Origin of the sequence: Sphingopyxis witflariensis (genome assembly GCF_002205635.1) — a bacterium.
Taxonomy (GTDB): domain Bacteria; phylum Pseudomonadota; class Alphaproteobacteria; order Sphingomonadales; family Sphingomonadaceae; genus Sphingopyxis; species Sphingopyxis witflariensis.
Window position 1 is genome coordinate 1 of the sequence record NZ_NISJ01000026.1, and the last position, 5,232, is coordinate 5,232.

At 66.1% G+C, this 5,232-nt stretch carries 7 protein-coding genes; all 7 read right to left on the reverse strand.

What is annotated here, in order from left to right:
- Window positions 1–214 (reverse strand): type IV secretion system protein (locus CDQ91_RS20720; RefSeq protein WP_174688535.1); only part of this gene is annotated, 214 nt, incomplete at its 3' end.
- Window positions 211–462, reverse strand: coding sequence for a putative entry exclusion protein TrbK-alt (gene trbK-alt / locus CDQ91_RS20725; RefSeq protein WP_088474592.1), 252 nt, complete (start codon window positions 460–462; stop codon window positions 211–213). The genes trbK-alt and CDQ91_RS20720, both read right to left, overlap by 4 nt.
- Window position 463: 1 nt before the next feature.
- Entirely contained in the window at window positions 464–1,180 is a 717-nt protein-coding gene (gene trbJ / locus CDQ91_RS20730; protein ID WP_088474593.1) for a P-type conjugative transfer protein TrbJ, read from the reverse strand.
- A gap of 4 nt (window positions 1,181–1,184) precedes the next feature.
- Window positions 1,185–3,629: a conjugal transfer protein TrbE gene (trbE, locus tag CDQ91_RS20735; RefSeq protein ID WP_088474594.1), complete on the reverse strand. Its 2,445-nt coding sequence runs from the start codon at window positions 3,627–3,629 to the stop codon at window positions 1,185–1,187.
- Entirely contained in the window at window positions 3,626–3,895 is a 270-nt protein-coding gene (locus CDQ91_RS20740) for a VirB3 family type IV secretion system protein (protein WP_088474595.1), read from the reverse strand. Before CDQ91_RS20740 ends, trbE begins: the two co-directional genes overlap by 4 nt.
- Window positions 3,895–4,209 (reverse strand): TrbC/VirB2 family type IV secretion system protein, encoded by a 315-nt coding sequence (locus CDQ91_RS20745; protein ID WP_174688536.1) that lies wholly within the window; start codon window positions 4,207–4,209, stop codon window positions 3,895–3,897. The genes CDQ91_RS20740 and CDQ91_RS20745 overlap by 1 nt, the downstream gene beginning before the upstream one ends.
- A 5-nt stretch (window positions 4,210–4,214) precedes the next feature.
- Window positions 4,215–5,195: a P-type conjugative transfer ATPase TrbB gene (gene trbB, locus CDQ91_RS20750; RefSeq protein WP_088474597.1), complete on the reverse strand. Its 981-nt coding sequence runs from the start codon at window positions 5,193–5,195 to the stop codon at window positions 4,215–4,217.
- Window positions 5,196–5,232 lie beyond the last annotated feature (37 nt).

Sequence of the window (5,232 nt, forward strand, 5' to 3'; positions counted from 1 at the left end):
AGGCAAAGACGCCAATGTAGAGCGTCTTCTTGACAAGCCGCTGCAGCACATCCTCGTCGGCGCCCCAGGCCCAGAAGAGCGCGGCGATCGTCACATCGATGACGATGAGCGTCGATGACAGGAAGCCTACCTCGCCGCCGAGCAGCCCGAAACCGCTGTCGATATAGGTCGAGAAGACCGACAGAAATTGGTCGATCACGCCGGTATCATTCATCGCGCGTCCCCTTTCTTGCCGAAGAAATGTTGCCGCTTCGCCTCCCACGCCGCTTCGCAGTCCGGATCGGTTTGGGTGATCGTGCGACACCGGCGAAGGATCGGCGGTGGTGCGGGAAGTACCTCCTCCCGCGCGATCGCAGGAGCGGACGCTCCGGGTTCGGGCGGGCCGACCGCGGCGATCAGCGCCAGCGTCAGGGCGAGGCCGCCGAGAATGGCGATCCCCGTGATCTTGCCCGCCCGGTCCATTTCAGTCGGCTTTCCGGAAGCGGCGAAAGCGCTCGCGGCCTTCGGCTTCGGCCGCAGCCCGCCGCGCCGCCTCGAGCATTTGCGCGCGGCCCTGCGCCGCCATCACGGCGGCCAGATCGGTGAGCTGCTGCGTCTGCAGCGCGAGCAGCTGGTTGCCGGCCTGCGCGGCCTGCAACGCGCCCGTCGACGACTGGCTGGCGCCGACGAGGATGCCGACCTGCTGCCGGGTCGCGCCCATATTGGTGACGATGCCGGCCTGGACCTTCATCGCGTCCTGAAAGGCGCCGACGCTGTCGTTCCAGCGCGCCTCGGCATTGGCGACCATCGCGGCGTGCGGCGCGGCGATCGCACCGCCCTTGTAGCGGCTGTCGAACGCCTGCTGGATCTCACCGACGTCGAAGGCCACGCGCTGCGCCTCGCCGAGCAGCTGGCGGGTCCGGTCGACCTGCCCTTGCAGGTCCTGCAGCATCGAGACCGGCAGCGCCTGAAGATTGCGCGCCTCATTCATGAGCGACGTCGCCTGATTCTGCAGCATGGCGATCTGGTTGTTAATCTGCTCGAGCGTCCGCGCCGCGGTCAGGATATTCTGGGCATAGTTGCGCGGATCATGAACGATGCCGCCGATCTGCGCCGCCGCCGGGACGGTTGCCCCGCCCATCGCCAGGGCCGATCCGGAAATCAGCGCCGCAAGCAGAACATGGCTCTTCCAATTATTCATCACATCACTCCTTCAGCTGGTCGGGAATTTCGTGGTTCGCGAGAAGATCAGCGGCCCAGGTGAGGCCGCGGTGGCGGAGCCAGAATTCGGCGAAGTCGGCGTCGCCGTACGCTTCGACAAGCTCACCGATCTTGATCTGGTCGGTCTTCGAGGAGGCCGCTGTGAAGGCGAGCGCGATCTCGCCGAGGCCGAGCTCGAACAGCCGGTTGCCGCGCCGCGACTGGCAATAATAATCGCGCTTCGGCGTGGCCCGGCTCAATATCTCGATCTGGCGATCATTGAGGCCGAAGCGTTCATAGACTCGCGCGATCTGCGGCTCGGCGGCGCGCTCGTTCGGCAGGAATATCCGTGTCGGGCAACTTTCGATGATCGCCGGTGCGATGCTGGAGCCTTCGATATCGGCAAGGCTCTGGGTCGCGAAGATCACGCTCGCATTCTTCTTGCGGAGCGTCTTCAGCCATTCACGCAGCTGCGCCGCAAAGGCCGGGCTGTCGAGAATGAGCCAGCCCTCATCGATGATGATGAGGGTCGGAGACCCGTCGAGCCGCTGGCCGATGCGGTGGAAGAGATAGGCGAGCACGGCGGGCGCCGCGGCCGCACCGACAAGGCCTTCGGTCTCGAGCACCTGCACCCGGGCGTGCCCGAGATGTTCGGCTTCGGCGTCGAGGATGCGTCCCCAGGGTCCGCCGACGAGATAGGGCGCCAACGCCTGTTTGAGGTCCTGCGATTGCAGCAGGACGGCAAGACCGGTGAGCGTGCGCTCGGCCACCGGTGCGGTCGCGAGAGACGTCAGCGCCGACCAGAGATGGTCCTTCGCCGCCGGATCGATCGTCACACCTTCGCCGGTGAGGAGCGCGGCGAGCCATTCGGCGGCCCAGGCCCGCTCGCCGGCTTCGTCGATGCGCGCAAGCGGCTGCAAGGCGACGGCATTGCCGCTCGCTTCGTCATGAAGCGCGCCGCCAAGATCCTGCCAGTCGCCGCCCATCGCGATCGTCGCGGCGCGGATCGACCCGCCATAGTCGAAGGCGAAAATCTGGCTGCCTTCATAGCGCCGGAACTGGAGCGCCATGAGCGCCAGCAGCACCGACTTGCCGGCCCCCGTCGGGCCGACGATGAGGCAATGGCCGACATCGCCGACATGAAGAGTTAGGCGGAACGGGGTCGAGCCTTCGGTCCTGCCGTAAAGCAGGGGGCTATCACCGAAATGCTCGTCCCGTTCCGCCCCCGCCCACACCGCTGATAAGGGTATGAGGTGGGCGAGATTGAGCGTGGAGACCGGGGGCTGGCGGACATTGGCATAAACATGGCCGGGGAGGCTCCCGAACCAGGCCTCGAGGGCATTCACGCCTTCGACCGTGCAGGTGAAATCGCGACTCTGAACGATCTTCTCGACGAGCCGCAGCTTCTCGGCCGCGAGGGCCGGATCGCGGTCCCATACGGTGATGGTCGCCGTCACATAGGCGATTCCCGCTTCGTCGGCGCCCAGTTCCTGGAGCGCCATATCGGCGTCGGCGGCCTTGTTCGATGCGTCGGTGTCCAGCAGCACCGATGCCTCGTTGGTCATCACTTCCTTGAGGATCGCCGCGATCGACTTGCGCTTGGCGAACCACTGGCGCCGGATCCTGGTCAGCAGCCTGGTGGCATCGGTCTTGTCGAGCATGATCGCTCGGGACGACCAGCGATAGGCGAAGGCCTGGCGGTTGAGTTCGTCGAGGAGGCCGGGAAAGGTGACGCTCGGAAAACCGGTGATGGTGAGGGTGCGCAGATGATGGTCGCCGAGGCGCGGTTCAAGCCCGCCCACGAGCGGTTCGTCGGCGAGCAGCGCGTCGAGATAGGCCGGCGTCTCCGGAACCCGGACGCGCTGGACCTTGGTCGAGATGCAGCTGTGGAGATAGGACAGCGTGTCGCCGTCATCCAGCCACTCGGCCTCGGGCATGAAGCCCTCGACGAGATGGAGCATGCGTCCCGTCCGGTCGATAAAGCTTTTCAGCAATTCTTTCGGATCGACGCCGGTCTTTGAGCGGCCTTCATAGAGCCAGGCCTCGGCGCGCGCGGCCTCCTCGGCGGGGGGCATCCACAGCAAGGTCAGATAATATAAGCTCTCGAAATGCGCGCCTTCCTCGCGGAACTGCTCGCGGCGCTCAACATCGACCAGCTCGGACACCGCATCGGGAAAATCCGACACGGGATAGGAATGTGCGGGTACGCGCTGCGCCTCGACGAACACCGCCCATCCCGAACCCAGACGCCGCAGCGCATTGTTCAGCCGCGCGGTCACCGCAACCAATTCGGCGGGCGTCGCGCTGTCGAGGTCGGGGCCGCGGAAACGCGCGCTACGCTGGAACGACCCGTCCTTGTTCAGCACTACGCCCTCGGACACGAGCGCGGCCCAAGGCAGGTAATCGGCGAGCGACGCGGATTTGGAGCGATATTCAAAGAGGTTCATCATGGGCGCATCCAGACAGAATATTTGAGGTGGCGGCGGGCGACGTCGACGAACTGCGGATCGCGGCGCGCGGCCCAGACCGAGAGGGCGTGGCCGATCGCCCAGATCGCGAGGCCGGCAAGCCAGAGCCGGAGGCCCAGGCCGATCGCGCCGGCGAGCGTACCGTTGACGATCGCGAGGCTGCGCGGTGCGCCGCCGAGCAGGATCGGTTCGGCGAGGGCGCGGTGCACCGGCGCGAAAAAGCCCGGCACCTCCCCTTCCCGGCCCATCAGACGAGCGCTCCGCCGCCGAAGGAAAAGAAGGAGAGGAAGAAGCTCGAGGCGGCGAAGGCGATCGACAGGCCGAAGACGATCTGGACGAGCCGGCGGAACCCGCCCGACGTATCGCCGAAGGCCAGGCTGAGCCCGGTCACGATGATGATGATCACCGCGACGATCTTGGCGACCGGGCCTTCAATGCTTTCGAGGATCGACTGGAGTGGTGCCTCCCAGGGCATTGACGAGCCGCCGGCATGGGCGGGTGCCGCGAGAGCGAAGGCCATGGTGAGCGCCGCGGCGCTCCATAGGGCACGGCTGGGAGGCATGAATTTCATGACGGGTCTCCTGCGGGAACAGAGGGAATGAGACGATATTCGCCGGTCGCGGGATCGAGCCCGTCGATGCGCGCGAGTTCGGACAGCCGGCGGCCCGTGCCGTCGCGAACGAGGATGACAATGAGATCGATCGTCTCGGCGAGCAGCGCGCGCGGGACGGTGACCACCGCCTCCTGGATCAATTGCTCCATGCGGCGAAGCGCCCCGAGCGCACTTCCGGCGTGGATGGTGCCGATGCCGCCCGGATGCCCGGTGCCCCAGGCCTTGAGAAGATCGAGCGCTTCGGGCCCTCGCACCTCGCCGATCGGGATACGGTCGGGGCGAAGCCGCAACGACGAACGGACAAGCTCGGAGAGCGAAACCACCCCCTCCTTGGTGCGCATCGCGACGAGATTGGGGGCTGCGCATTGGAGTTCGCGCGTGTCTTCGATCAACACGATGCGATCGCTGCTCCCGGCAATTTCCGCGAGCAGTGCATTGGCGAGCGTGGTCTTGCCGGTTCCGGTCCCGCCCGCGACGAGAATATTCAGCCGGTCGGCGACAGCGGCGCGAAGGATCGCGGCCTGCGCCGCCGACATGATGTCCGCAGCGATATAATCGTCCAGTGTGAACACCGCGACGGCGGGCTTGCGGATCGCGAAGGTCGGTGCCGACACAATGGGAGGAAGCAGGCCTTCGAAACGTTCGCCGCCATCGGGCAGCTCCGCGGAGACGCGCGGCGCAGCACCATGAACCTCGGCACCGACATGGTGCGCAACGAGCCGGATGATGCGCTCGCCATCGGCGGCGCTCAATATCTCGCCGCTTTCGGTGACCCCCTGCTCCAGCCGATCGACCCAGAGCCGGCCGTCGGGATTGAGCATGATCTCGATGACTTGTGGATCGGCAAGCCATTCGGCAATCGCCCCGCCCATTGCGGTACGCAACATGCGCGCACTGCGATGGCGTGCTTCGATCCGGATCGATTCTGCGGCCATGGGACCCCGTTTTCTGGGCCGGGCAGAAGCGCCCGGC